Source organism: Natronobacillus azotifigens, from assembly GCF_026805325.1.
In the GTDB taxonomy this organism is placed as follows: Bacteria; Bacillota; Bacilli; order Bacillales; family Amphibacillaceae; genus Natronobacillus; species Natronobacillus azotifigens.
Genome location: NZ_JAPRAT010000031.1, coordinates 1 through 22461, shown reverse-complemented (window position 1 = coordinate 22461; position 22461 = coordinate 1). Strand labels below are relative to the sequence as shown.

At 37.4% G+C, this 22461-nt stretch carries 18 protein-coding genes, 1 riboswitch and 1 other annotated feature; of the genes, 12 read left to right on the top strand and 6 right to left on the bottom strand.

Annotated elements, in window-relative coordinates; translation table 11 throughout:
• The first annotated feature begins 232 nt into the window (after window positions 1-232).
• Entirely contained in the window at window positions 233-1579 is a 1347-nt protein-coding gene (locus OWO01_RS13640) for a glucose-6-phosphate isomerase (protein WP_268781018.1), read from the top strand.
• A 35-nt stretch (window positions 1580-1614) separates the two neighbouring features.
• Here OWO01_RS13640 and OWO01_RS13635 read toward each other — a convergent pair whose 3' ends face one another.
• Window positions 1615-2448, bottom strand: a complete 834-nt coding sequence (locus tag OWO01_RS13635; RefSeq protein WP_268781017.1) for a potassium channel family protein — start codon at window positions 2446-2448, stop codon at window positions 1615-1617.
• A gap of 99 nt (window positions 2449-2547) precedes the next feature.
• Between OWO01_RS13635 and OWO01_RS13630 the strand changes: the two genes are divergently transcribed.
• The 7 genes from OWO01_RS13630 (at window position 2548) to ytkD (ending at window position 9066) form a co-directional block, all read left to right on the top strand.
• Window positions 2548-3597, top strand: a complete 1050-nt coding sequence (locus OWO01_RS13630; RefSeq protein WP_272506140.1) for a M20/M25/M40 family metallo-hydrolase — start codon at window positions 2548-2550, stop codon at window positions 3595-3597.
• Window positions 3598-3691: 94 nt separating this feature from the next.
• Window positions 3692-3834: riboswitch (FMN riboswitch) on the top strand.
• 146 nt (window positions 3835-3980) lie between these two features.
• Window positions 3981-4568: an ECF transporter S component gene (locus OWO01_RS13625; protein WP_268781016.1), complete on the top strand. Its 588-nt coding sequence runs from the start codon at window positions 3981-3983 to the stop codon at window positions 4566-4568.
• Between the two features lie 787 nt (window positions 4569-5355).
• Window positions 5356-6117 (top strand): response regulator transcription factor, encoded by a 762-nt coding sequence (locus OWO01_RS13620; protein WP_268781015.1) that lies wholly within the window; start codon window positions 5356-5358, stop codon window positions 6115-6117.
• Between the two features lie 137 nt (window positions 6118-6254).
• Window positions 6255-7484, top strand: coding sequence for a DNA polymerase IV (locus OWO01_RS13615; protein WP_268781014.1), 1230 nt, complete (start codon window positions 6255-6257; stop codon window positions 7482-7484).
• Window positions 7485-7500: 16 nt separating this feature from the next.
• A complete protein-coding gene (locus OWO01_RS13610) occupies window positions 7501-7842 on the top strand; it encodes a YolD-like family protein (RefSeq protein WP_268781013.1) in 342 nt (113 codons plus the stop codon).
• Window positions 7843-7940: 98 nt separating this feature from the next.
• Window positions 7941-8567 (top strand): hypothetical protein, encoded by a 627-nt coding sequence (locus OWO01_RS13605; RefSeq protein WP_268781012.1) that lies wholly within the window; start codon window positions 7941-7943, stop codon window positions 8565-8567.
• A 16-nt stretch (window positions 8568-8583) separates the two neighbouring features.
• A complete protein-coding gene (gene ytkD, locus OWO01_RS13600) occupies window positions 8584-9066 on the top strand; it encodes an RNA deprotection pyrophosphohydrolase (RefSeq protein WP_268781011.1) in 483 nt (160 codons plus the stop codon).
• A gap of 410 nt (window positions 9067-9476) precedes the next feature.
• Here ytkD and OWO01_RS13595 read toward each other — a convergent pair whose 3' ends face one another.
• The 3 genes from OWO01_RS13595 to OWO01_RS13585 are packed head-to-tail and all read right to left on the bottom strand — an operon-like array spanning window position 9477 to window position 12046.
• Complete coding sequence (locus tag OWO01_RS13595; protein ID WP_268781010.1) at window positions 9477-10286, bottom strand: ABC transporter permease; 810 nt, start codon at window positions 10284-10286, stop codon at window positions 9477-9479.
• Entirely contained in the window at window positions 10261-11043 is a 783-nt protein-coding gene (locus OWO01_RS13590; protein WP_268781009.1) for an ABC transporter ATP-binding protein, read from the bottom strand. Before OWO01_RS13590 ends, OWO01_RS13595 begins: the two co-directional genes overlap by 26 nt.
• Window positions 11044-11056: 13 nt before the next feature.
• Window positions 11057-12046 (bottom strand): ABC transporter substrate-binding protein, encoded by a 990-nt coding sequence (locus tag OWO01_RS13585; protein ID WP_268781008.1) that lies wholly within the window; start codon window positions 12044-12046, stop codon window positions 11057-11059.
• Window positions 12047-12609: 563 nt separating this feature from the next.
• On the opposite strand from OWO01_RS13585, the gene metK reads away from it, so the two are divergent.
• The 3 genes from metK (at window position 12610) to OWO01_RS13570 (ending at window position 17102) form a co-directional block, all read left to right on the top strand.
• Window positions 12610-13812: a methionine adenosyltransferase gene (gene metK, locus OWO01_RS13580; protein ID WP_268781007.1), complete on the top strand. Its 1203-nt coding sequence runs from the start codon at window positions 12610-12612 to the stop codon at window positions 13810-13812.
• A 253-nt stretch (window positions 13813-14065) separates the two neighbouring features.
• Window positions 14066-15961: an asparagine synthase (glutamine-hydrolyzing) gene (gene asnB, locus OWO01_RS13575; RefSeq protein ID WP_268781006.1), complete on the top strand. Its 1896-nt coding sequence runs from the start codon at window positions 14066-14068 to the stop codon at window positions 15959-15961.
• 61 nt (window positions 15962-16022) lie between these two features.
• Complete coding sequence (locus OWO01_RS13570; protein ID WP_268781005.1) at window positions 16023-17102, top strand: tetraprenyl-beta-curcumene synthase family protein; 1080 nt, start codon at window positions 16023-16025, stop codon at window positions 17100-17102.
• A 1-nt stretch (window position 17103) separates the two neighbouring features.
• Here the strand turns inward: OWO01_RS13570 and mnmM are convergent, their stop codons facing one another.
• Both mnmM and mnmL read right to left on the bottom strand, forming a co-directional pair.
• The gene (gene mnmM / locus OWO01_RS13565) at window positions 17104-17685 is read right to left on the bottom strand and encodes a tRNA 5-(aminomethyl)-2-thiouridylate-methyltransferase MnmM (RefSeq protein WP_268781004.1); all 582 of its coding nucleotides are present in this window, start codon (window positions 17683-17685) and stop codon (window positions 17104-17106) included.
• Window positions 17679-18641, bottom strand: a complete 963-nt coding sequence (gene mnmL / locus OWO01_RS13560) for a tRNA modification radical SAM protein MnmL/YtqA (protein ID WP_268781003.1) — start codon at window positions 18639-18641, stop codon at window positions 17679-17681. Before mnmL ends, mnmM begins: the two co-directional genes overlap by 7 nt.
• Before the next feature lie 594 nt (window positions 18642-19235).
• Window positions 19236-19452 (top strand) — a binding site (T-box leader).
• Window positions 19453-19543: 91 nt separating this feature from the next.
• Between mnmL and leuS the strand changes: the two genes are divergently transcribed.
• Window positions 19544-21964 carry a leucine--tRNA ligase gene (gene leuS, locus OWO01_RS13555; RefSeq protein WP_268781002.1) on the top strand — a complete coding sequence of 807 codons (2421 nt, stop codon included), beginning with the start codon at window positions 19544-19546 and terminating at the stop codon, window positions 21962-21964.
• The last annotated feature ends 497 nt before the right edge of the window (window positions 21965-22461 follow it).

The window sequence follows — 22461 nt, the reverse complement described above, 5'->3', positions numbered from 1 at the left end:
TGGTATTTCGTTTATAGTTTAACGCTTTTTCGAAAAATTATACGATACCTTTTTTTGTATTATCAACAGACACCCTATCGCCCTACAAAAAGGAATTTTCTGTTAAAATAAGATAAAGACTATTCTAAATTTTTCTACACATTGATAAATTATTGTGTAACATACTTGATTTACATGGAATGATTCGTTACATTAAGAAAGGAACAATAATTTTCAAATGGAGGTTATCAAAATGACACACATACGTTTTGAGTATGATAAAGCATTGACGTTTTTTGGAGAACATGAATTAGATTATTTAAAAGAACCTGTTAAACTTGCGCACGAAATGATACATAATAAAACAGGTGCGGGGAACGATTTTCTTGGATGGGTTGACCTTCCTGAAAATTATGACAAAGAAGAGTTTGCACGCATCAAAAAATCAGCCGAAAAAATTAAAGCGGATACAGACGTATTACTTGTAATTGGAATCGGTGGTTCTTACTTAGGAGCTCGTGCTGCGATTGAAATGTTAAACCATTCTTTTTATAATATTTTGCCTAAAGATAAGCGAAATACACCACAAGTTATCTTCGTAGGAAACAGTATTAGCTCCACTTATATGCATGACCTTTTTGATTTGTTAGAAGGTAAAGACGTTTCTATCAACGTGATTTCAAAAAGTGGTACTACCACTGAACCCGCTATTGCATTCCGTATTTTCCGTAATTATCTAGAAGAAAAATATGGTGTGGAAGAAGCTAAACAACGTATTTACGCAACAACTGATAAGGAAAAAGGTGCACTAAAAACAGTAGCTAACGAACAAGGTTATGAAAGTTTTATTATTCCTGATGATGTTGGTGGCCGTTATTCTATCCTTACTGCCGTAGGTTTGTTACCAATTGCAGCTAGCGGTGTTGATGTTGATGCAATTATGGAAGGTGCACAAAAAGCGCAGAAAGATCTAAGTGAAGCTGATTTAGAGAAAAATCCTGCTTACCAATATGCAGCGGTTCGTAATGTTCTTTACAATAAAGGAAAAACGATTGAAATGTTGATTAACTACGAACCAGCATTACAATATTTCTCCGAATGGTGGAAACAATTATTCGGTGAAAGTGAAGGAAAAGACTTTAAAGGTATTTATCCATCTTCCGCGAATTTCTCAACTGACCTTCACTCATTAGGTCAATATGTTCAAGAAGGTCGTCGTGATCTCTTTGAAACTGTCCTTCATGTTGAAACACCAAAGCATGATATTACGTTAGAAAAAGCAGATCAAGACTTAGATGGTTTAAATTATCTTGCTGGAGAGACTGTTGATTTTGTTAATCAGAAAGCATATCAAGGAACAATGTTAGCACATACAGATGGTCAAGTGCCTAACCTAATTTTACACTTGCCTAAATTGGATGCATACACATTAGGGTATGTAGTTTATTTCTTTGAGAAAGCATGTGCGATCAGTGGCTATTTATTAGGTGTTAATCCGTTTGACCAACCAGGTGTAGAAGCATATAAGAAAAATATGTTTGCATTACTTGGTAAACCAGGATTTGAAGCAGAAAAAGCAGAACTAGAAAAGAGATTATAAAGTACAAAGCGCTCTAAATTGGAGCGCTTTTTTATTTAGGTCTTTGTATCGTTTGACTTTGTATCCACTGCTTTTATTTTTTTTAGATGATCATCCTCATTGTCACTGTGAAAAGCGCTATTATAACTTAACAATGCAAGCCAATGGTTGGAATGGATAATTTGATCTGATCCGGCGCGTTTGGCATTCATCACTTGTTCTTCAATCAAAATTTCTGTAATTATTTTTATTTTATCGTTGTTGCCACGAAAAGCAATCGTTGTTAAAATACTTGCTTGATCGGCTATTCGCTCTTGTTTGCCCGGGTCAGCTGTTATGATTGCATAGTGTGCTTCAGCGCTATTCGCGTCGATCAATGTTTGATCGGCGGTTGGATCTCCCCGTATGAAATGAATGTCTGGATGATCTTCTGGCAAGCGCTTTAAGGTTTGATCAATCAGAACAATATCTACTTCCGGATGATTTTCTTGAACCAATGCTATGAGATTTTTCGTTCGTTCGTTCCAACCAACAATTATGAGATGTTTTTTGCCACGAAAAGCAATGGTGCCTTTCATTCGTTTTTCCGCATGTTTTACTGTCGCTGCAGAAACGATTGCCATGTAAAAAGTGATTGTACCACCGCCAGCTAAAATGATCGCCATCGCAGTAATTTTACCAGCTACACCTGTGGGTACATAATCACCATACCCTACCGTAGACCCCGTCACAAATGCCCACCAGATGCCTTCAAAGATAGTAGGAAACACTTTTGGTTCTAGTAGGTGAATAAGCACGCCAAACACTAACATTAAGATAGTGATAATCCCAAGTAGTTTTAGGAGCACAGGCAAACGGAAATAAGCTCGGGCAAATCGAGGGAAATGCATATATTTTACTCCTTTGCTAATGAAATAATGATTTGTTTTTAGTATTTACTAAAATTTCTGATATGATGTTATTAGATTATTTGAGGGAGGATATTAAGAATGAAACAAGATTTTTTGTTCGAGTTATTACAAACACCATCACCTTCTAGTATGGAGATGGAAATTCAGAAGAAGTGGATCGATTATGTACAACCTTTTGCTGATGAAATCATAACAGATCATGCAGGAAATGCCATTGGTGTACTGAACAAAGAGGCAGATTTTAAAATATTACTAGCAGGTCATTGTGATGAGATTGGTTTAGTAATTAATCGTATTGATCAAGATGGTTTTTTGTATTTTGATAAAATGGGTGGTGTGAATCCCAAAGCAGCAGTGGGCATGAAAGTTACTGTACTTGGTTACCAAAAAGAAGTAACAGGTGTTATTGGGGTTAATGCACAGCATCATGGTGGAATCAAAGGTGATTTTGATGTAGAAGATCTATTCATTGACTGCGGTGCGAAGTCAAAAGAGGAAATCGAAGCTTTTGTTCAAATAGGTGATTTAGCTGTTTACAAACGGGAACCAGAAATGATGATGGACCGCTACATTGCTGGACGTGGATTAGATAATCGTACTGGTGCATTTATTGTTGCGGAAGTATTGCGTAAGCTAGCAGAGAAGGATCTAAAAGTTGGTGTTTATGCTGCTAGCACGGTGAATGAAGAAACGAACATGGGAGGTGCATACTTTGCTGCTGCGGGTATTGAACCGACGATGGCAATTGCTTGTGATGTCACTTTTGCAACAGATTATCCGAATGTAAACAAAAACAAATATGGCGATGTGAAGTTGGATGGTGGTCCAGTACTAGCAAAAGGAGCGCCAATCAATCGTAAAATCAATCTTTGGTTAGAGCAAGCCGCAAAAAATTTGGACATTCCCGTTCAATACGAATTAACACCAAGAATGACTGGAACAGATGCAGACAAAATGCGTTTAACTGGTCGAGGAGTGCCAGTTAGTTTAGTTTCTCTACCATTACGGTACATGCATTCTCCTGTTGAAACCGTTAGTATTAAGGACTTGGATCAAGAAATTGATTTGTTGGTTGAGTTGATTAGTAATATGACAGGGGAAGAAAACTTAAATCCGTTAGAGGACTAAAAGTGACAATGTAGTGAACTTGTGAAAAAAGTTCATGCGAAATTGTTCACATAGTAAAGAACTTGTCGTATAATAGTAAGTAATTAAATATCGATTCTATCTTCGGGGCAGGGTGTAATTCCCGACCGACGGTAATCAACGTTCAAACGTTGTAAGTCCGTGAACTGCTTTCGTCAAGCGGTTGACCTGGTGCAAATCCGGGACCGACAGTTAAAGTCTGGATGGGAGAAGATAAAGAGTAATTTTGGTATATATTACCGTTATTTCTTGTGCCTATAAATCCTAAAGCCCCTTATCAATGCGCTTTAGGATTTTTTTCTGGTCAAAATAAATTACTCTCCCTTCATCAAAGTAGAATCGATTGAGATGAAGGAGGAAAAGACATGCAAGCAAAATCAAAGCAATCGTCAAATTTATTGAAATTAATCATTTTGTCATTATTCGGAACAATTTCCATGGTGTTATTATTTTTAAACTTCCCATTACCGTTTTTGCCACCTTATTTAAAAGTGGATTTTGGTGAAGTGCCCACCCTGCTAGCTGCATTAATTTTTTCACCTATGGCGGGTGTCATTGTTCAATTGATAAAAAACTTATTGTATTTAATTTTTACCGGAGCTGCTGACCCAGTTGGGGTATTTGCTAACTTTGTAGCAGGAATTACGTTTGTTGTTCCTATTTCAATGATTTACCATAAATATAAAGGGAATAAAAGTCTAATCACCGGTTTAGTATCTGGAACGATTATTATGACAATCGCAATGGGCGTGTTAAACTATTATGTACTTCTCCCTATATATGGTGTGTTCATGGGATGGGAAGAAATGACAAGCACTTTTCTGTTATCGACAATTTTTGTAGGTGTAGTACCATTTAATTTGCTCAAAGGAGTCATTGTCTCTGCTTTATTCGTCCCATTATTCGTAAAATTAAAACCATGGATTGAACAAAAACAAGCAACCATCCGATAAACATTTGAAAAAAAGCTAGCGCTGTTTTTATGGTGCTAGCTTTTTTGTGTGTTAATGCTAATCAAAGTCCTCTGGTATGTACTTTTTCATAGACTGTTTATTTAACGTGTGGTGAATGATTTATCTTCTTCACTTTTACGAAGTTCACGTGAGGATCGATCATCAAAATTACTTTAATATCATCATAAGGCGGGTTTTTGCCGAGGTTGAGGCCAAAGTAGAGCTCTAACCTCGTCGAAACACCGACTTACACCTAGGTTGAGGCCAAAAAAAGAGCTAAAACCTCGTCGAAACGCCGACTTACGCCTAGGTTGAGGCCAAAATGGAGCTCTAACCTCGTCAAGATAGCGGATCTTGCCTAGGTTGGGGTCAAAAAATGGGGCTAACCTCATCAAAATAGCGGATCTTGCCGAGGTTGAGGCCGGAAAATGGGGCTAACCTTGTCAAGATACCCAATCTTGCCTAGGTTCAGGGCAAAAAAATGATACAACCTCATAGGAACGCTCACTTAAACTTAGAATCGCTATCGCACTATTTATACTATACTTGGTGATAAACAAGTATTATTTATCGCGGAGCAACCGTCCGTAAGACTCCTACTTCAAAACAACGAGAATATTAAGTTGTTTAAGTGGGAGTAACGGACCCTAGCACCCCGAATGCTTTAAATGAGTGGAAATAGTTAATTATTTACACAACTTTACATGCAGTTTACTTTTGCTTAATATTTTCTTGGTAAACTTGTATTAGCGTAAGTATAAATTGCTCGTTAATGGAGGTTTGCTAAATGGCTCAATCTATTTTGCTTGTTACAGAAAGAACAGAGGAATGTGATCAATTGCAAAAAGATTTTCACAAACATAGTTATGTGACTTGGGCGACCGATCAATTAGAAAAAGCTCTTCAATATGCAGAATCTTTGCCTTTTTTCGGTATTATCATTGATTTGGATGCCAAAATCGATGGGCTAGAGCTTTGTAAGCGTTTAAGAGCAGCACTTACTTATTGGTTGCCTATTATTTTAATTACTTCTGAGGATGATGAATTTAATAGTATCTTGGGATTAGAACTCGGTGCAGATGATTATGTAATAAAACCTGTTCAAATTAAGCCTTTGATTGCACGTTTTCATGCAATTTTACGCCGTGGAAAGTTATGTTGTAAAAACCAAAAAGAGCTAATTCCTGCAAAAGACTCTCGACTAATTAACGGAGAACTAGTTTTAGACCCTAGTCGTTTTACGCTATATAAAAACGATCAATCCATTACTCTCACCAGAAAAGAATTCGAACTACTACATTATTTTTTCACAAATAAAGGAAGAGCAATTTCACGATCTGAGCTGTTTCAAGCGTTAGAAAGTGATTCAAGAAAACTAGACGCTAGAATTATTGATGTGTTTATTAGTCGAATAAGAAAAAAGATTGCATCACCAAACAAAGGCATCAATTATATAAAAACGGTTAGAAATCTTGGCTATATGATGAATGATTATGATGAAATGACTTCTGAATCCGTACATAATCCCGTAGCTCACCGATATATTTAAAGTGCAGAGGAAACAAAAAATACCACTTGATTAAAGAACAAGAAATCGTATAGTATAAATATACGAACAATTGTTCTTTATTTGTGTTTGAGCAATGACTATAGTTAAACAAATTCTGAAACAGGAGGGGCTTTGAAGTGGATCGTGTTATTTTTTTAGTAGATATGCAGTCTTTTTATGCCTCTATTGAAAAGGTTAGGAATCCTGCTTTTAGGGATAAACCGGTAATTGTTGCTGGTGATCCCGAACAAAGAAGCGGAATTGTTTTGGCTGCTTGTCCGAGTGCTAAACGTGCTGGAGTGAAGACAGCCGAAGCATTATGGCAGGCCCAGGCAAAGTGTCCAGAAGCCGTTATTGTTCGGCCAAGCATGCAACTATATGTGGATGTGTCCTATCAAATCACAAAAATCTTAGAGCAATTTTCCGATCAAGTAGAAGTATATTCGATCGACGAGCAGTTTATTGACGTTACGGGAAGTATTCGCCTTTTCGGTGAGCCTCTTCTTTTGGCTAGAAAGATTCATCAGGCAATTCTAGAAACAACAGGTTTACAAGCGCGGGTAGGTATTGGTCCAAATAAAGTGTTAGCTAAAATGGCTTGTGATGCATTTGCCAAAAAAGAATCATCGGGAATCGCGTTTTTGGATGAAGAAAATATAAAAGAAAAACTATGGCCGCTCCCCATTAAAACTTTGTTCGGTGTTGGTAATCGGATGAATGCTCATTTAATCAAGATGGGGTTGCATACGATTGGGAATTTAGCTAATTATCCAGTGAAAGGGTTGAAAAAAAGGTGGGGGATAAATGGTGAAGTACTGTGGCGAACCGCAAATGGAATCGATCAGAGTCCAGTGGTTCCAGGCACACACCAAAGACAAAAAGCAATCGGCCATCATATGACTTTGCCGCGAGACTATTCTTTTTTTTCTGAAATAAAGGTAGTCTTGTCTGAACTATCAGAGGAAGTGGCTCGTCGTGTACGGCGTAATAATTATTTTGGTCAAACAGTAAGTGTTTATTTGCAAGGGAATAATTTTGAGGTGCGCACGGGATTTTCTAAACAAATCAAACTAGTTACCCCCACCCAACTTGGGAGTGATATTTTTCAAGCTGCATTGACTTTAACCGAAAAAAATTGGGATGGAAACCCTGTTCGTAGTGTAGGGATCACCTTATCTCAGTTGCAAATAGCAGATTCGCAACAACTATCTTTATTTGATGATCCAATCCCGAGAGAGAAGCTTACAAAAGTTTTGGATGATCTCCATGGTAAATATGGGCCGACAGCGGTAATTCGAGCATCGTCTCTGTTTGATGCTGGTCAAGCTTATGTACGGTCAGGGAAAATCGGAGGTCATTCTCGATAAAACGAGGAGGTAGAGTATGAAAAAAACAAAGTTATCGGCTGGATCTAATTTACTTTGGGAGTCCAGTCGAATGATTTTACCTGAGCATAAACAGTTATTGCGAAGGCACGAAAAGGAGCGAGAAGCGAGAGTTCGACCACAATGGGATGAACAACAAATAATGATTTTTTCTGAACAAATCGTAGAGGCAGTGATGACAAAACAACCGGTTACTGTTGAGTTATTTCACCCCTATGAGCAATTATTAATAACAGGAAAAATCACAAAAGTTAATCAACAAGAACAGAAATTTGAACTTACGCACCTTTACGGCAGGGAATGGGTGAAAGTTCAAGATTTAATTAAAATTTCCAAATGAAATACGTGAGCAGGTATAAAGTTAGCTTTTAGGTGTTATATTAGGTTTAAAGGCATAACAGAAAAGGTAATGAGTAACATGATAAGGGAGGGGAGAAAATGAAGCAGTACAAGATCGGGATCATGTTAAGTCTGCTAGCAATAATGATTGCTGGACTGTTAATGTTTTCTTACCAAGATCAAGCAAAACACGGTGCAAAGATAAATAAATTAACAGGAGAAGAGTTAAATAGAAACTCATTTTTGATCAAAGAGAAAAGCATCGAGACAACCTATGTTACTGGCAATGTGTCTGAGGAAATTCCAGAGTTAACGGATTCAGAATTGCAAGAAATTATGGATAGATTTATTGATACACTCGTACAAGATATTGATGATCAATATAAAGTAATTGGAATTTCAACTAAGGCTGAGTTGTATGAATTGTTTACCCCTATTGCAAAAAAGGAAGCGGTTGAGCCTTATATTTCTTTTTATTATCATGAAGAAGAGGATGGCCTTTATATTGTACCGACTGAACTCCCCCCTTGGTTTGTGGCAGGAGTACCATATACTACAGAAATACTGGATGAAAGAACTGTTAAAATTCGTCAAGATAATTATTTGGATATATATGGAAATTATCGTATTGAAATAAAATTGGTTTATGACCAAGGGTGGAAAATCACAAAAATTGACTACCCATCGCCGGAACATGATACAATTGATTCAAACGATATTATTTGAAAGTAGCGATCAAGCAATGAAAATATTTAATGATTATTATAATAATGAAGTGAAATTATCGTTTGCAGATCATCCTTTTACGAAACATCCCAAACATGTGTGGGTGGTTTGTCGTCTAAAGAACCAGTGGTTGTTAACGAAACATAAGGCGAGAGGTATTGAGTTTCCTGGCGGCAAGGTCGAAGAAGGAGAAACTGCTGAGCAGGCTGCTAAACGCGAAGTGAAAGAAGAAACGGGCGGAGAAGTAGAACGTTTAGTTTATCTCGGTCAGTATCACGTAACAGGAAAAGGTGAATCCGTCGTTAAAAATGTTTATTATGCAGAAATAAGCAATTTATTTGATCAAGATACTTATTATGAAACAGAAGGACCTGTTCTTCTAGAGCAATTGCCAGACAACCTACGAACAAAAGAATCCTACAGTTTTATGATGAAAGATGAGGTGCTACCAAATAGTTTAAAGAAAATTCAACAGCTATTAAAAAGTCAGGTATTCTAAATGAAATTAGAAACACCTGACTTTTTTGTTTTTTTAAAAAAGTTTCACTAGTAGAGAACAAAACATGAAGAATGCACGCAAATCTCAAAAGATGCACGCAAATCCCGAAGAATGCACGCAAATCTCAAAAGATGCACGTAAATCCTGAAGAATGCACGCAAATCCCAAAAGATGCACGTAAATTCTGAAGAATGCACGTAAATCCCAAAAGATGCACGTAAATCCCGAAGAGTGCACGTAAATTTCAAAAGATGCACGTAAATCCCGAAGAATGCACGCAAATCTCAAAAGATGCACGTAAATTCTGAAGAATGCACGCAAATCTCAAAAGATGCACGTGAATCCCGAAGAATGCACGTGAATTTCAAAAGATGCACGCAAATCCCGTAATCGCGTTCTCTAAATTAAATTTAAAGTTTTTTAATTAGCCATTTCTCAAGTTTAGCAACGGTTTGATACATTAGGGCAGCAAAAATGGCGATTAAAACTAAACTATAGAGTACAAGTGTGAAATTAAATACTTGGAATCCATAGACAATTAAGTAGCCAAGCCCATTGGAAGCAACTAAAAATTCACCAACGATAACCCCGACCCATGCTAACCCAACATTAACTTTAAAAGTCGAGATCATCGTGGGTAAGGAAGCAGGAAAAATTACTGTTTTAAACCCTTCCCACTTTGTAGCACCAAAGATATTCAGGACCTTTATATAGTTGGGGTCTACGGATCGAAACCCATTGTAAACCACTAGTGCCGTAACGATCACACAAATAATTGCTCCGAGTGTGATGATGGATATATATCCAGTTCCTAGAGCGACAATAATGATTGGTCCAAGCGCCACTTTTGGTAGTGCATTAAAGATAACAAGGTATGGATCAATAATGTCAGAGAATTTTTTGGAGTACCATAGCAAGAATGCTAGAAAAATCCCACTGATCGTTCCAATTAAAAAACCAGCAATTGTTTCTAAGAGCGTGATACGCAAATGAAACCATAAGGAGCCATTTAAAAGATTTTCGGATAATAATTTGGAAACTCTAGTAGGCGAACTAAAAATCAATGGATCGATCCACCCCAATCGGCTACTAATTTCCCAAAGAAAAAAGAAACTGATAAAAATGAACAATTGCCAATAACGGGTGTTACGGCGATCACGCTTTAACTGATTAACATGCTCTTGAAATAACTGCTCACCGGTTTTTGCTTTTTGCTTCAAGTTGATTCAACTCCTCCCAAATCCGATCGAATAGTTCGTGATATTTTTCATGCCTTCTTGCTTCGAAAGGTGACAAATTTCGAACTTCCTCTGGCACTTCGAAATGTTGATGGATTTGACCTGGATTTGCTTTCATTACATAAATTTCATCACTCATTGCCACCGCTTCGCCAATGTCATGTGTTACAAGAATAGACGTCTTGTTATATTCCTTTAATAATGCAGAGACAAAGTCTTCGAGCTTTAGTTTTGTTTGAAAATCAAGAGCTGAAAAAGGTTCATCAAGTAACAGTAAGGAAGGGTTGGTCATTAAGGTGCGTGCGAGAGCAGCTCGTTGACGCATCCCTCCTGATAGACTATTCGGGCTTGCGTCACTGACAGATCCTAATCCTACTTCCTCTAATAATTCTTTTGCCTTTTCAATAGATTTATCGGTAAGCTCCCCTTGGATTTTTGGACCTGTTAAAGTATTTTGTAAGATTGTTTTCCAGGGGAACAAATAATCTTGTTGCAACATATAACCAATCGATGTAATTTTTTTATTAATCTCTTGTTGCTGAAGTAGCACAGTTCCTTCTGAAGGCTTAAGGATACCAGCGATAATGGAGAGCAATGTTGTTTTTCCACAACCGCTGGGGCCGAGTAGAGCAGTGAATTTTCCTTTTTCAATAGACAAGGAAACATCTTTTAAGGCATTTGTATAATTATTTTGATTGAAATAATAGTGTGATATTTGCTGGATATTTAAATAACTCAAATAAATAACCCCCTTATTCGTTAATAACTGTTTCAGCTATCTCTGTATTAACGATCGACTCGTAAGGAATATCAGCTGGTAATTCGCCAGCTTCATCCATAATAGCTTTAAGTTGCTCCCACGTATCTTCTTCTAATAATGGATCTTCAGCATAAGAGTTTTGTGCTTGGTAACGATCGATAGATGAGACTAATAATGAAATGTCTGAATCTGCAAAATAAGGCTTCACAATATCAGCAATTTCCTCAGGAGATGCTGTTTGGATAAATTGTTGGGCGCGATATATAGCACGAGTGAATTTGGTCGCAGTTTCTTCATTTTCATTTAAATAGCTGTCACTTGCCATATATACAGTGTAAGGTACGTTCCCGGATTGTTCACCGAAAGATGCAACAATATGTCCGACTCCATCTTCTACAAACTGACTCGCTATCGGTTCAAACAGTTGAACAAAGTCACCCGTACCAGAGACGAAAGAACTAGCAATATTTGCAAAATCGATATTTTGGATTAAATGAAGATCTTCTTGTGGATCAATCCCGTTTTCTTTTAAAACAAACTCTCCGACCATTTGTGGCATTCCACCAACACGTTGGCCAAGAAAATCACTACCTATTAAATCATCAAAACTAAAATCCTCAATTGGCTCGCGTGAAACAAGAAAGGTACCATCTGTTTGAGTTAGTTGTGCAAAGTTAATGATCGGATTATCTGCCCCTTGTGCAGCAACATAAATAGATGTTTCAGATCCTACTAAACCAATATCAGATGCGCCAGATAACAGAGAAATCATCACATTGTCACCACCCGGGATGGTTTGAAGTTCAACATCAAGACCTTCTTCTTCAAAGTAACCTAATTCTAGAGCAACATATTGTGGAGCATAGAAAATACTTCGAGTCACCTCGGCTAATTTTACATTTGTTAACTCGTCATCATCAGAACAACCACTTAAGAAGGCGATAAGAAGTAACGGGAAAAGTAAATAGGTACATTTTTTCATTATAAAATCCCCTTTGATCAGTTATTTTTTTCTTTCTTCACTGTATGCTGATGGAATCAAATATGTGCGAATACCTATAGAAGAACCAAATAGATCTTTTGACGATATAATATCTATGCCAAACGTTTCATCCATTAGCTCTAGTGATAGAAAGAGGGATTTAAAGTCTCTGATTGAAGTTTCACTTTATTGATTGTGGTTTAGGGGGGATTCCCCTTTGGTTTTTAGTGAAAATCATGAAATTTTGAACTGCTGGTGTTAGCCAACGTTCGACCTGTGCCAACAAGCAAAGAATAGTTATTTCTTGATTGAACGATAATACATGGTATAGTAGAAACTAAACAATGTCGAAGAAAGAAAAAAGATTGTTGACAAGTAACAGCCGTTTCGTTACGATAACATTCGAAACGCAATTCAAGAGTAGTTGTTGAACGCTGCCCGGTTAGCTATTGGACGATAATAACAACGGTTTTTTCGTATTTTAATTTTTGTTATCCTAGCTAGTAAAGGAACACTACAATAGAATAATTTGATTAGTAATTATGGAAGGGAGATTTGACAGAATGGCTGCAAATCGTCGATTATTTACTTCAGAATCTGTGACAGAAGGGCATCCTGATAAAATAAGTGATCAAATATCAGATGCAATTCTAGATGCGATTCTAACAAAAGATCCGCTCGCTCGAGTGGCATGTGAAACAACAGTAACAACAGGTTTAGTATTGGTGGCTGGGGAGATAACCACATCTACTTATGTTGATATTCCTAAGATTGTTCGTAAAACGATTAAGAATATTGGATATACAAGAGCCAAATATGGTTTTGATTTTGAAACTTGTGCTGTTTTGACCGCGATTGATGAACAATCACCGGACATTGCAGGCGGTGTTAATGAGGCACTAGAGTCTAGAGAAGGAACCATGTCTGATGACGAGGTAGAGGCAATTGGTGCAGGGGATCAGGGGCTTATGTTTGGTTATGCAAATAATGAGACACCTGAACTCATGCCATTACCGATTGCGCTTGCACATAGAATAGCAAAGCGCCTTGCGGATGTTCGAAAAGATCAGACCCTAGATTACTTACGACCAGATGGTAAGACACAAGTAACTGTCGAATATGATGAGAATAATAAACCAATTCGTGTAGATACGATTGTTATCTCTACGCAACATCATGCGGAGGTGACATTAGAGCAGATTCAAGCAGATCTAAAAGAACATGTCATTAATGTTGTTGTACCAGCAGATTTATTAGATGAAGAAACGAAATACTTCATTAATCCTTCTGGGCGTTTTGTTATAGGAGGACCACAAGGGGATGCCGGTTTAACTGGACGTAAGATCATTGTGGATACGTATGGTGGTTATGCTCGTCATGGTGGGGGAGCATTTAGTGGGAAAGATGCAACAAAAGTGGATCGTTCTGCTGCGTATGCGGCTCGTTATGTAGCGAAAAATATTGTAGCTGCAGGTCTTGCAGAAGCGTGTGAAGTTCAGCTAGCCTATGCAATAGGAGTAGCGGAGCCAGTATCGATTTCCATCAATACTTTTGATCAAGGCGAAGTGAGTGAAGAAACTTTAGTAGCAGCAGTTCGAACTTTATTTGACTTGAGACCAGCTGGTATTATAAAAATGCTTGATTTACGTAAACCAATTTATCAACAAACAGCAGCTTATGGGCATTTTGGCCGGACAGATGTGGTATTTCCTTGGGAAAGAACGGATAAAGCGGAAGAGATTTTAGCGTATGTGAAAACAAAATAATTTGTATAACAAAAACACTATTTAAGATAGATTGTCGAAGCTGATTCGGCAGTCTATTTTTTTTGTATAATAACTCCGTAACTTGGTAACTTTTTCATTTTTAAAACGACACTTGATTATCAGATGTTTTATGGTGCAAACATTCGGAGTACCCCTACCTCTAATGTGAAGTAAAGAACAAAATAATGAAGGGGTGGAGAATGATTTCACTAATGAAATGGATATCACTTTATTCGAGGAAGAAGGAGATGTTATGTGTGGTTTTATCGGAATGCTTCGTCATGATATGCACGAACTAATTGAAAGAGAAAAAGAATCTTTTAGGGAAACAAACCAGCTTATCAAGCATCGTGGTCCAGATGCTGAGGGATATGTTCATGATGACTACGTTTCCTTTGGTTTTAGCCGATTAAGTATTATTGACTTAGAAAATGGAAATCAGCCATTTATTTCTCAAGATAATCATTATTGGCTAGTGTTTAATGGGGAGATATATAACTATGTTGAACTTCGGGAGAAATTGATTAATCGAGGATATTCTTTCGAGACAGATTCAGATACAGAAGTAGTGCTTGCCATGTTTATAACATACAAAGAAGAAGCTTTTCAATATTTTCGTGGTATGTTTGCTATGTTAATCTGGGATCGTGAAGAAAAAGTGTTATACGGTGCTCGTGATCCGTTTGGCATAAAACCATTATATTATCAAAATACAGATCAAGGAATGTACTTTGCATCGGAGCAAAAAAGCCTTTTGCACGGGAAAGAGATGGAACTTGATCATGAAGCGTTGCAACAGTACTTTAGTTTTCAATACGTTCCGGAACCGTCAACGATGTATAAGCATATCCAAAAAGTAGAACCAGGTCACTATTTTATCAAAAAGCCAAAAGAAGAGATTGCTTTTCATCGATTTTGGAAAGCGAATTTTCAATCTGTCCATCGTTCGAGAGTAGAATGGATCGAGCGGATTCAGGACGTACTAAGTGACTCTGTGGGGATTCACATGCGAAGTGATGTTCCAGTCGGATCCTTTTTGTCTGGGGGAATTGATTCTTCTATTATCGTTGCTTTGGCAAAGCAAGTGAATCCAAACATTAAAACATTTTCTGTCGGTTTTGAAAGGGAAGGATTTTCCGAGGTTGATGTTGCAAAACAAACAGCTGATGCGTTAGGTGTTGAAAATCATTCTTATATCATCACTCCAGAAGAATATGTGAATCATTTGCCAAGAATAATTTGGCACATGGACGACCCGTTAGCTGATCCTGCCTGCGTTCCATTATATTTTGTTGCGCGTGAAGCACGAAAACAAGTGAAAGTTGTTTTATCAGGAGAAGGAGCAGATGAGCTATTTGGTGGATATAATATTTATCGTGAACCAAGAGCACTTCGAGTATTTAACTATCTTCCTGCATGGTTAAACAAAATGCTGAACAAACTAGCGAAAGTTTTCCCCGAAGGTATGAAAGGGAAGAGTTATCTAGAAAGAGGAACGACTCCCCTAATGGAACGCTATATTGGCAACGCGAAAATGTTTGATAACGCGGAAACGAATGATTTTTACAAAAAGTATAATGATCAAAGGCGTTATCAACAAATCACATCGAGATTTTATCAAGAAGCGGAGGAGTTAGATCCTGTTGATCAAATGCAATATATTGATATCCATACTTGGTTACGGGGGGATATTTTGCTCAAGGCTGATCGAATGACTATGGCGCATGGTTTAGAATTGCGTGTCCCATTTTTAGATAAAGAAGTATTTCAAGTAGCTAGTGGTTTGCCGGTTGATTTAAAAATTGCAAATGGCACAACGAAGAAAATTTTACGGGAAGCGGCAAAAGGAATTGTGCCAGACCATGTATTAGATCGAAAAAAATTAGGTTTTCCAGTTCCGATCCGTCACTGGTTGAAAAACGAATTATATGATTGGACAAAACAATTGATCAATGATAGTGAAACAGATGATTTAATAGATAAAACCTATTTATTGCAACTTTTAGAAGCGCATTGTCACGGTAAGGGAGACTATAGTCGGAAAATTTGGACCGTCGTTGTCTTTATGCTGTGGCATCAAGTTTTTGTAGAAGAGAAACATTTCTTAGGGTTAGCGCAAGGGAAAGAAAAGGAATTGGCACGAGGTTGATGTTACAATAGAAAGTAGTTAACATGAGGTTAACGAATCTTTACAGGAATGAGGTTATAAAATGCAAGATCAAGTTCGTCAATCAGCTCCTCGACTCATGCGTTTTGTTTTCAAAAACATTTTCCCTCAGGTTACAACTGAGTTAACGTATTGGAAGCGAAGAGCTCAAGAAATTCCAAACGAAGAGTTAAGAGAACAAGCACTTGCAAGTATTAATACAAAGAAGTTTCATTGCCAAGGTGGCAGTGTTTATAGTGTTTTGGCGGGAGAAAATTGGAAGGAAGCCATTCGTTTTATCGTGGCATACCAAACAATCAGTGATTATTTGGATAATCTATGCGACCGAAGTACATCACTTGATCCAACCGATTTTCGTATGCTACATCAATCAATGGAAGATGCGTTGTCACCAGAACGAGAAGTGCAAAATTATTATTGCTATCGAGAGGATCAAGACGATGGTGGATATTTAGAGGAATTAGTGAAGACGTGTCAAGAAAGCTTAAAAAGTTATGCTGAATATCCACGTATTCGAGAATATCTCGTTCAATTGGAGAATCGTTATAGTGATTTGCAAGTGCATAAACATGTGGAAGAACAAGATCGGATTCCCCGTTTGAAAAAATGGTACCAATCTCACAAAGATGACTTCCCAACGTTAACGTGGTACGAGTTTTCAGCAGCTAGTGGTTCTACTTTAGGTATCTTTTGTTTCGTATCTTATATGATGGATGGGAAAATGACAGCAGAATTAGCAGACCAGATTTTCTCGGGGTATTTTCCTTATATGCAGGGGTTACATATTTTGCTTGATTATTATATTGATCAAGAAGAAGACCTAATGGAAGGTGACTTGAATTTCTGTAGTTACTATGAAAACGAACAAATCATGAAAGAGCGACTTTTACACTTTGTAGAGCAAACGAATAAGCATGTAAAGCAGTTGCCAGATCATTATTTTCATGAAATGGTGCATAATGGTTTAGTAGCTCTTTATTTAGCCGACCCAAAAGTTAAGACTTTAGAAGGCGGGAAAAAGATTCGCAAGTGTTTGATAAAAGCAAGTGGGAAAAGAGCGGCATTTTTTCATTACAACATCCGCATGTATTATCGATTTAAAGACAAACCGATTGAAGCCTGAACTAGGCATTCAATCGGTTTGTTTTTTGGATAGCCAAGATGAATGGTGGATTGTTTTTTTGGTTAATAAAACCGTATTGAAGCACTTGGAAATATTTTTGGTCATAATGATGCAGGTGTTCTAACAGAGCGTTTTTCTCTGTCTGCCCTCCGTCATGACCATAATATACGACGCAAACGATGATCCCACTAGGTTTTAGAACTTTCGTTAATTTATCAATTGCAGTGATGGTGTTTTCTGGAATCGTAATTACTTGTTTATCACTACCTGGTAAATAACCCAGGTTAAAAATTGCGGCGGCTACTTTTCCTTGTTCTTCTGTTGCGATATACTGCTCTACATGTTGATGACCGTCGTGAATCAGTTGGACGTTGGTAACTTTTGCGTCCATTAATTTTTGTTTCGTGTTGTTTATCGCTTGTTCTTGAATATCAAAAGCATATACTTTTCCTGTTGGTCCAGTTACTTCACTGAGAAAGACCGTATCATTTCCATTGCCACACGTAGCATCAATAACAGTTTCACCTGGTTTAATTGCTTGTTGCATTAACTCATGCGCATAAGGAAGAACACGTTTTAACATGACAATACCTTTGGAAGTTGGTTGTATTTTTTTCCTTGATAGCTGTCTTGTTTTTTTAATTCAGCATCAATGGCATTCAACACTTCCCACTTACTCATACTCCACATGGGACCGATCAACAATTCAGGTGGCCCATCACCAGTTATGCGGTGAATGATCATGTCTTGAGGGAGAACTTCAAGTTGATCCACAACTAATTGGATGTACTCATCACGTGTTAGGAATTTCAATAATCCTTTTTCGTATTGTTTCACCATTGGCGTCCCCTTTAATAGATGCATCATATGAATCTTTATCCCTTGCACATCCATCTCACTAACGGCTTTAGCTGTATCTAGCATCATTTGATAATCTTCACCAGGTAAACCGTTGATAATATGCGTGCAGACATTAATGTTATGTTTTCTTAATTTAGCAACACCTTCTAAATAACATTCCATGTCATGAGCGCGATTCACTAAATCAGACGTTTCTTGATGCATCGTTTGAAGTCCTAGTTCAACCCATAGATAGGTTCGTTCATTTAGTTCAGCTAAATAGTCAACCACATCATCCGGTAAACAGTCCGGTCGTGTTCCGATTGATAGTCCGATCACTCCATCTTGTTTCAGAATTTTTTCGTATTTTTCTCGCAACTCAGCTACTGGTGCATGTGTGTTCGTGTATGCTTGAAAGTAGCCCATATACTTTGCGTTTGGCCATTTTTGATGCATTTTTTCTTTTACTTCAAAAAATTGTGTTTCTAGATCATCTGCTCGATCACCAGCAAAGTCGCCACTACCGGCTGCAGAACAGAACGTACACCCTCCATGAGCAACCGTGCCATCACGGTTTGGACAATCAAAACCACCGTCTAAAGCAACTTTAAAGATTTTTTCTCCAAAGATATTTTTTAAATGATAGTTCCATGAATGATAACGTTTATGGTCAAATGAATAAGGAAATGGATTTTGCAATGTGAGAACTCCTTCTATTACTTTCTTGGCTAAAATCTCTAGATCGCGTCTGTTGAGAAGTCAATAAACGACTCTCTTATAAACCCTATAGAACTGTTAGTTTAAAACAGCAGCAGAAAATAACATGATAGATACTACTTGTTGCGTTACTGATTTCAACATTTTCTAAACAATTAAGCCTCCAATTATTCTAACATAAATGAATAAAAAAAGAAGGATAGTATAGACAGAGTAAAATCATCTTAAATTTCCACTAGGTAAATAAGTGTTCCTTTCTTAAAAATGCACTTGAAAAATTTGGTGAATAAAAAGAGAGTAGTTCAAGTAGACTAAGGAGCGTAGTGTACGCTTTCCTTACAAGATGACCCGGATGAATAAAGTGAAACTTCAATCAGTGGGGGTTTTTAGTTATTCCCCCACTGATTGTTAGACCTAAAGGCCCATGAACCATTCGGGGTGCTAGCGTCCGTTGCTCCGGGATAAACTAACCATGAAATCCCGTTTTTTATTGATAACTTTATGGACATACTAGATAAGGTTGAATAAGACTTGACAAAGTGAACTCCTTTCCTTACAATACCATTACAATAAGAAGGAACGACAATGAGAAGGACTAGTAGTAAAGCATGCAAGATTAAAGAGAGATAACGGTGCTGAAAGTTATCCTTGTATCTTTACGAACTCACCTTTGATGTTGCAGTAATGAAAAGAAGTAGTTACTGCCGTACTCTGCGTTAAAGAGTCAAAGGGAACGTTGTTATTTAACGTTAATCTTGGGTGGTACCGCGGGAATTGAACTCTCGTCCCAGTTTTGGGATGAGGGTTTTTTGTATACTTTTAGAACAAACGTTCTGTTGTTGTTTGTTTTTTCGGGATAAAATACATAGGAGGCTCAATTAGAAATGGCGTTTAATCACAAACAAATAGAGAAGAAGTGGCGGGAAAATTGGCTAGAAAACAAAGTGTTTAAAACAAATACAAAAACGGATAAGGAAAAGTTTTATGCGCTAGATATGTTTCCGTATCCATCAGGTGCTGGTTTGCACGTTGGACACCCAGAAGGATACACGGCAACAGATATTCTATCAAGAATGAAACGGATGCAAGGATATGAAGTATTGCATCCGATGGGGTGGGATGCCTTTGGTTTACCAGCAGAACAATATGCATTAGATACAGGAAATGATCCAGCTGAATTCACACAAAAAAATATCGATACGTTTCGTCGCCAAATTCAAGAATTAGGATTTTCCTATGATTGGGATCGTGAATTAAATACAACAGATCCGAATTATTATAAATGGACACAATGGATCTTTTTGAAATTGTATGAAAAAGGATTAGCGTATGTAGATGAAGTAGCTGTTAACTGGTGTCCGGCTCTAGGGACAGTGTTAGCAAATGAGGAAGTTATTGATGGTCTAAGCGAACGTGGTGGACATCCGGTTGAACGTAAACCAATGAAACAATGGATGTTAAAAATTACAGCATATGCGGATCGTTTACTAGAAGATTTAGAAGAGCTCGATTGGCCGGAAAGCATTAAGGATATGCAACGTAATTGGATTGGTCGTTCAGAAGGAGCAGAAGTTATCTTTGGAATCGCTAATTATGATGAATCCTTTGATGTTTTTACTACGAGACCTGATACGTTATTTGGCGCAACTTATGCTGTCCTAGCACCAGAACACCCATTAGTAGATAAGATAGTTACCGATGATCAGAAAGAAGCCGTTGTCGCATATATCAATCAAGTGAAATCAAAGAGCGATTTAGAAAGAACGGATTTAGCAAAAGATAAAACGGGTGTATTTACAGGTGCTTATGCCGTTAACCCGATTAACGGCAAGGAAATACCGATTTGGATTGCAGATTATGTTTTGATGACTTATGGTTCAGGAGCAATTATGGCTGTTCCGGCACATGATGAACGAGATTATGAGTTTGCGAAAAAATTCAACCTTGAAATCATTCCAGTGATAGAAGGTACAGATGTAGAAAAAGAGGCGTATACAGGTGATGGAAACCATATTAATTCAGACTTTTTAAATGGTTTGAATAAAGAGCAAGGAATTAAAGCTGCTATTGAATGGTTAGTAGCAAACGAAAAAGGAGAAAAGAAAGTTACCTATCGCTTGCGAGACTGGTTGTTTAGTCGTCAACGTTATTGGGGAGAGCCTATTCCTATTATTCATTGGGAAGATGGAACAACGACTGGTGTTCCTGAATCAGAATTGCCACTTGTTCTACCGAAAACGACAGAAATAAAACCGTCGGGAACTGGTGAATCTCCACTAGCAAATATTGCTGACTGGGTAAATGTTGTCGATCCAGAGACTGGTAAAAAAGGGCGACGTGAAACAAACACCATGCCACAATGGGCGGGAAGTTGCTGGTATTTCTTGCGTTTTATTGATCCTGATAATAGTGAAAAATTAGCTGATTTGGAAGATTTACAAAAATGGTTACCAGTAGATGTTTACATTGGTGGAGCAGAACATGCGGTTCTTCACTTATTGTATGCTCGTTTCTGGCATAAATTCCTTTATGATATCGGAGTAGTTCCAACGAAAGAACCGTTCATGAAGTTATATAATCAAGGAATGATTCTTGGAGAAAATAATGAAAAGATGAGTAAATCTAAAGGAAATGTAGTTAACCCGGATGAAATCATCGAAAGCCACGGAGCAGATACATTGCGTTTGTATGAAATGTTTATGGGCCCACTAGATGCTTCGATCGCTTGGTCTGAAAATGGTTTAGATGGTGCTCGTCGATTTTTAGATCGAGTGTGGCGTTTACTCGTGTCAACAGAAACGAATGAACTTACCTCGAAAGTAGTTGATCACGCTACTGATGATACATTAGAAAAAGTTTATCACGAAACAGTGAAACGAGTAACCGAGAACTTTGAAGATCTTCGTTTTAATACAGGAATTTCACAGATGATGGTCTTTATCAACGAAGCATATAAAGCGACTGAAATATCGCGAGAGTATGCAGAAGGCTTTGTTAAGATGTTATCCCCAGTTGCACCACATTTAGCGGAAGAGTTATGGAGTAAGCTAGGTAATAATGTAACAATTAGCTATCAAAGCTGGCCAACGTTTGATGAAGAAAAGTTAGTAGAAGACGAAGTGGAAATTGTAATTCAAATTCTAGGAAAAGTTCGTGCCAAACTGCGTGTTGCAAAAAACGCTACAAAAGAGGACCTAGAAGAAAAAGCTCTTAATAATGAAACAATTCAAGAATGGTTAGCAGGAAAAACAATTAGAAAGGTCATTGTTGTTCCGGGGAAATTAGTTAACATAGTTGCGAACTAAAAGGAATACAGCAAAAAAAGAATCTGATTTGATCAGATTCTTTTTTTGTATAGAGATATTACATTGTTGGTTATTTTTTATCAAAAATAGGCGAGAAAATCATAATAAGAAGGATTGAATGGGAGTGTAATGATTTAGAATCTCATGACTTCGAATGTTTAGGTTAGTTATGAGAAAAATACTTAACTCATGATGTTCATCTTTTTTGAGTGTTGTAGATGAAAAAGTGATGTAGAAATAGTTCTTGACTTTTCATTAGACATCCTGTAATATTGCTTTCACTGTCACTAAACAAATAAATCTTGTTTATCCGAGAAATTCTTTCTATGGTTGACAGGCTGTAAAAAGAATGGTAAACTGTTATTAGTGTCGAACTTTGACATTTGATCTTTGAAAACTGAACAAAACAACCAGTATGTTAAGTAATACAAAGTAAGAAAAAAGCTAGTGCTTTTATTGAGTAAAGAATTACTCTTCATTTTATTGAGAGTTTGATC

Bases quoted from the DNA above. Each gene is read 5' to 3' on its own strand.
- OWO01_RS13635 (WP_268781017.1), bottom strand. From the start codon at position 2,448: ATGCATTTCCCTCGATTTGCCCGAGCTTATTTCCGTTTGCCTGTGCTC.
- OWO01_RS13585 (WP_268781008.1), bottom strand. From the start codon at position 12,046: ATGAAAAAATGTACCTATTTACTTTTCCCGTTACTTCTTATCGCCTTC.
- OWO01_RS13610 (WP_268781013.1), top strand. From the start codon at position 7,501: ATGAAAAAAACAAAGTTATCGGCTGGATCTAATTTACTTTGGGAGTCC.
- OWO01_RS13570 (WP_268781005.1), top strand. From the start codon at position 16,023: ATGCAAGATCAAGTTCGTCAATCAGCTCCTCGACTCATGCGTTTTGTT.
- OWO01_RS13620 (WP_268781015.1), top strand. From the start codon at position 5,356: ATGGCTCAATCTATTTTGCTTGTTACAGAAAGAACAGAGGAATGTGAT.
- OWO01_RS13605 (WP_268781012.1), top strand. From the start codon at position 7,941: ATGAAGCAGTACAAGATCGGGATCATGTTAAGTCTGCTAGCAATAATG.
- OWO01_RS13625 (WP_268781016.1), top strand. From the start codon at position 3,981: ATGCAAGCAAAATCAAAGCAATCGTCAAATTTATTGAAATTAATCATT.
- mnmM (WP_268781004.1), bottom strand. From the start codon at position 17,685: ATGTTAAAACGTGTTCTTCCTTATGCGCATGAGTTAATGCAACAAGCA.
- leuS (WP_268781002.1), top strand. From the start codon at position 19,544: ATGGCGTTTAATCACAAACAAATAGAGAAGAAGTGGCGGGAAAATTGG.
- OWO01_RS13630 (WP_272506140.1), top strand. From the start codon at position 2,548: ATGAAACAAGATTTTTTGTTCGAGTTATTACAAACACCATCACCTTCT.
- asnB (WP_268781006.1), top strand. From the start codon at position 14,066: ATGTGTGGTTTTATCGGAATGCTTCGTCATGATATGCACGAACTAATT.
- ytkD (WP_268781011.1), top strand. From the start codon at position 8,584: ATGAAAATATTTAATGATTATTATAATAATGAAGTGAAATTATCGTTT.
- OWO01_RS13640 (WP_268781018.1), top strand. From the start codon at position 233: ATGACACACATACGTTTTGAGTATGATAAAGCATTGACGTTTTTTGGA.
- metK (WP_268781007.1), top strand. From the start codon at position 12,610: ATGGCTGCAAATCGTCGATTATTTACTTCAGAATCTGTGACAGAAGGG.